This is a genomic window from Streptomyces sp. UH6, assembly GCF_013421635.1.
Lineage (GTDB): Bacteria > Actinomycetota > Actinomycetes > Streptomycetales > Streptomycetaceae > Streptomyces > Streptomyces abyssomicinicus.
Genome location: NZ_JACADT010000723.1, coordinates 1 through 2,905 on the forward strand (window position 1 = coordinate 1; position 2,905 = coordinate 2,905).

2 protein-coding genes are annotated in these 2,905 nt (G+C 73.5%); both read left to right on the forward strand.

All coding sequences use genetic code 11. The features are described 5' to 3' along the window. Positions 1–78: 78 nt before the first annotated feature. On the forward strand, positions 79–741 hold the full coding sequence (locus HW445_RS24855) for a response regulator transcription factor (RefSeq protein WP_180223163.1): 663 nt from the start codon (positions 79–81) through the stop codon (positions 739–741). A gap of 418 nt (positions 742–1,159) precedes the next feature. After that, entirely contained in the window at positions 1,160–2,734 is a 1,575-nt protein-coding gene (locus tag HW445_RS24860; RefSeq protein WP_180223164.1) for a PQQ-dependent sugar dehydrogenase, read from the forward strand. Positions 2,735–2,905: the final 171 nt, after the last annotated feature.

A 2,905-nucleotide genomic window follows, 5' to 3' on the forward strand; every position in this document is an offset into this window, starting at 1 on the left:
GCTGGGCGGCGCCGCCGGGGCGGGCGCCGCCGACGGGGTGTGGCGGCTCGAGGTACGCCTGCCGTTGAAAGGACCCGCATGACCCGTCCGCCGATCAGGATCGTCCTCGCCGACGACGAGCGCATGGTCCGCACCGCCCTGCGCGTCATCCTCTCCGCGGAGGAGGACCTGGAGGTCGTCGGCGAGGCGGCCACCGGGGCCGAGGCGGTCTCCCTCGTGCGCGGGGCCCGGCCGGACGTCGTCCTCATGGACGTCCGCATGCCCGGGATCGACGGCATCCGCGCCACCGAGCAGATCCTCGCCACCCTCGCCGGACCACCGCGCGTCCTCGTCGTGACCACGTTCGAGAACGACTCGTACGTCTACGACGCCCTGCGCGCCGGCGCCGCCGGATTCCTCCTCAAGCGCGCCGACGCCGAGACACTCGTCCAGGCCGTGCGGCTGGTGGCACGCAGCGACACCCTGCTGTTCCCGGCGGCGGTACGGGCCCTGGCGGCCGAGCACGCGCGGGCGAAGCCCTCCCCGCCGCCCTGGGAGGCGCGGCTCACGGAGCGTGAGGCCGAGGTGCTGCGGCTGATGGCGACCGGGCTGACCAACGCCGAGATCGCCGGGCGCATGCGCGTGGGACCGGCCACGGTGAAGACGCACGTGGCGTCGGTGCTCGCCAAGACCGGCACGCGCGACCGCACCCAGGCGGTCATCCGGGCCTACGAGGCCGGCTTCGTGCGACCGGTGACATGAGCGCCGGAGGATGACCGGGGCCCGACCCGAGGAGATGGCGGGGCCGCGCCCACCGGAGACATCGGCCGGGGCGGGCGGAGCCCGCGGTGGGTGCCGGAACGGACCGGATGACGTCCAACTCCGGTAACGCGGTGAGCGGGGCGCCGTCGTTCCGGAAGCCGGCGGGCGCGGTGCCGCGGGTGCCGCGGAGAGACCGCGCGCCCGCCGCCGAGAGCCCGGGCGCGAGGGGCGCCGTGTGAGGGGGAAGCCCGTCGGTTCCGGTGCGGACGCGGCCTGGTATCGGGGCGGGAGAGGCACTAGCGTCCGGCGAGGTACCCACGTGTACCACCGGAGCAGCGCGGTCGCGCAGTCACCGACCGCGCCGCACCGCGCTGCCCGCGTCGCTGTCCGCACACGCCCCACCCCACTGGAGCCGTACATGTCCTTACGACGCTTACGTCGTCACCGCTGGATCGGCCTGCTGCTCGCACTGCCGCTGGCCGTGGCGGGACCGCTGTCCCTCCCGGCCTCGTCCGCGGAGGTCCCGCCCGCCAAGGAGTTACAGACCGCCAAGGAGTTACGGACCGGCGCCGCGGCGGTGCCGGCCCTCGAGGAGGTCGCCGCCACCACCACCCAGGTGGCCTTCGGCCTCCGGCGCCCGACGGCCCTGGTCGCCCCCGACGACGGCACCGGGCGGCTGTTCATCACCGAGAAGTCCGGACGGGTCCGCGTGTACCACCCCGACACCGGCCTCTCCTCCACGCCCCTCCTCGACATCGTCGACAAGGTCGACGAGTCCGGCAACGAGCGCGGCCTGCTCGGCATCGCGCTGGCCCCCGACTTCGCCCAGAGCAAGCAGCTCTACCTGGCCTACACCGCCCTGCCCGACGCCGCGGTCACCCTGGCCCGCTACCACCTCGCCGACTCCCGCCTCGAGGTCCTGCTGCAGCAGCCGCACGCCGAGTACAGCAACCACAACGGCGGCCAGCTCGCCTTCGGCCCCGACGGCAAGCTCTACTGGGCGATCGGCGACGGCGGCGGATCCGGCGACCCGTTCGACACGGGCCAGCGGAAGGACACGCTGCTCGGCAAGATCCTCCGCCTCGACGTGAGCCGCAGCTGCGGTGCGCTGGCGTACTGCATCCCGCCGGACAACCCCTTCGTCGGCGTCGCCGGCGCTCGCGGCGAGATCTGGCTCTGGGGCACCCGCAACCCCTGGCGCTTCTCCTTCGACCACGCGGACGGATCGATGTGGGTGGCCGACGTCGGCCAGGGCCGGTGGGAGGAGATCACCCACCTGGCGCGCGGCGAGCAGGCCGGAGCCAACCTCGGGTGGTCCTGCTACGAGGGACCCCAGGTCTTCGACGAGGCGCAGTGCGCGTCCGGCACCCGCTACACCCCGCAGGACTTCTACTACTCGCCCTACAACGGCAACTGCGCGGTCATCGGCGGACACGTCTACCGCGGCCGCCAGTACGCCGACCTCGTCGGCGGCACCTACATCGCCACGGACTACTGCTCGTCCCAGGTCTGGGCGCTGCGCCCGGACGGCAACGGCGGGTTCCGCCAGGCCGACATCGGTGACATGCCCACCCAGGTGACGGCGGTCGGCACCACCGCGGAGGGCGAGTTCTACGTCGTCAACGACCTGCCCGGCGGCCTGCACAAGGTGTCGTTCGAGCGCACCAAGCCGATCTGCAAGGTCGACGTCAAGAAGACCGCCTGGGGCAACGGCATGACCGTCGACCTCACGGTCACCAACACGGGGACCACCCCGATCGACGGCTGGTCGTTGCAGTTCGCGCTGCCCTACGGGCAGACGGTCACCTCCGACTGGAACACCGACATGACCCACCTGGGCGACATCTACACCGCCCCCGACGCCGGCCACAACGCGTCGATCCCGCCCGGCGGCTCGGTCACCCTGGGCTACCTGGTCACCCACACGGGAGACGCCTCCACGCCGGGCCGCTTCCGCCTCAACGAGACCGCCTGCGCCCGCACCGGCAGCTGATCCGCCGCTGAACGCGCACCGGTCCCACGGCAGCCGGCCGTGGGACCGGGACGGCGGCCGGTGCGCCCGCCGTCCCGGCGGGCGACCGCGTCGACCGTCCGCGGGTCGCGCCCCGTGCCGCCTCGGGTGAGGCTGGGAGCAGGAGGTGATGCCCGTGGGCACGGAAGACAG

Coding starts and splice junctions, on each gene's coding strand:
- HW445_RS24855 (WP_180223163.1), top strand. CDS start 79: ATGACCCGTCCGCCGATCAGGATCGTCCTCGCCGACGACGAGCGCATG.
- HW445_RS24860 (WP_180223164.1), top strand. CDS start 1,160: ATGTCCTTACGACGCTTACGTCGTCACCGCTGGATCGGCCTGCTGCTC.